The organism is Microcoleus sp. N9_A1 (genome assembly GCF_036701795.1).
Classification (GTDB): Bacteria; Cyanobacteriota; Cyanobacteriia; order Cyanobacteriales; family Microcoleaceae; genus Microcoleus.
Genome location: NZ_JAUBRI010000019.1, coordinates 107,697 through 109,428 on the forward strand (window position 1 = coordinate 107,697; position 1,732 = coordinate 109,428).

A 1,732-nucleotide genomic window follows, 5' to 3' on the forward strand; every position below is an offset into this window, starting at 1 on the left:
AATTCCACAAGCAATACCGTCTCCGATATTGCTTGTGCCCTCCATTGCGCCTGAAATGCTAGCCCCGATGCCATTATCTACTCCGACACCAACTTTATCTCCGTCTCTTGGTGCCGCCTTTCCCTTACCGGATATCTCAATTACTAATGCGATCGTCCAATCTGACAACCTGAATAGCATTAATAGAATTGAATCTCTTTTTAACTACAGATCCGATTGGGAAAGCGAAGTTGTCCAAACGGCATCGTCTCTAAATATAGTTAGCCCCAGCGATCTCACACGGCTGGTAGATAAAGGCGATATCCCTCAAGCCAGTGTCTTTATAGATATCTCCTATACCGAACAAGTGGGGTCATACGTCAACCAGGAAATCGGGCGGGACTTGCAATCTTTTGCAGCTATACAGGAAGTAACTAGAGCGATGGCCAGCCAAACTGGTAAAAAACCAGCCATTATTTACACTTTATCCCGCCCTGAACAATTAGACCTGATCATCGTTCCCCCTACAGGCATCCCAATTCATAAAGCCATCCCCACAGCTAAGCGCGAAACTTTGATGCAAGTCGTTGCTAACTTCAGGTCGGAACTCCTTAATCCCAGAAACCTCAATACTCAGAGCTATTTGCCAGCATCCCAACAACTTTACCAGTGGATGATTGCCCCCTTGGAAGCTGAGTTGAAAGCTCAGGGCATCGATACGCTAGTTTTTAGTATGGATGCGGGGTTGCGATCGCTCCCCTTAGCCGCCCTCCATGACGGTTCTCAATTTCTAGTAGAAAAGTACAGCATCGGACTCATTCCCAGCGTCAACTTAACCGATACTAGCTATGAAAGTGTTAAAAATGCTGAAGTTTTAGCAATGGGAGCCTCACAATTTACCAATAACCAACCCTTGCCAGCAGTGCCTGCAGAACTTAATGCTATTGCCTCCGAATGGAAAGGCCAATCCTTCCTCAACCAAACCTTTACTCTCAACAATCTTAGGTCGCAACGCACCGCCCAAGCCTTTCGGATTATTCACCTCGCCACTCACGGAGAATTTAAGTCAGGAGCACCGAGCAATTCTTATATTCAGTTATCAGATAGCAGGTTAACACTCGATCGCGTGCGCGAACTAGGCTGGAATGATCCACCTAAAGTTGAGTTATTGGTGTTGAGCGCTTGTAAAACTGCTGTGGGTGATAATGACACCGAATTAGGTTTTGCGGGGTTAGCTGTGCAAGCAGGGGTGAAGTCAGTTTTGGCGAGTCTTTGGTACGTCAGCGATGAAGGTACTTTAGGGTTAATGGCTGAATTTTACCATCACTTAAAAGTCGCGCCGATTAAAGCCGAAGCTTTGCGGCAGGCTCAAATTGCTATGATCAAAGGTCAAGTTCGCATTGAAAATGGCCGTTTAATTTCGTCAAACTTAAATAAGGAGTTAGAATTGCCACCAGAATTAGCTAAACTGACTAATGAAAACTTCTCCCATCCTTATTATTGGGCGGGATTTACGATGATTGGGAGTCCTTGGTAATGTCATTGCGAGGAACAAAGCAATCGTAATACCAATTTAATGTGAAGTTGCACATATCTCGATCCCCCTAAATCCCCCTTAAGAAGGGGAGTAGGGGTTGACTTTGATAAGACTCTTATCCCCCCTTCTTAAGGGGGAGTAGGCAGGGTGGATTAATTGTCAGGGGGGAATGTAGAATAGAAGAGGTAATCAAGTCTGCCCTGTCCGGGTAGACTA

At 45.6% G+C, this 1,732-nt stretch carries 1 protein-coding gene; it reads left to right on the forward strand.

Annotation, left to right across the window (positions count from 1 at the left end; translation table 11 throughout):
• The coding region (locus tag QUA58_RS11875) for a CHAT domain-containing protein (RefSeq protein ID WP_333249610.1) at window positions 1-1,516 on the forward strand (1,516 nt) is incomplete at its 5' end.
• Between the last annotated feature and the right edge of the window lie 216 nt (window positions 1,517-1,732).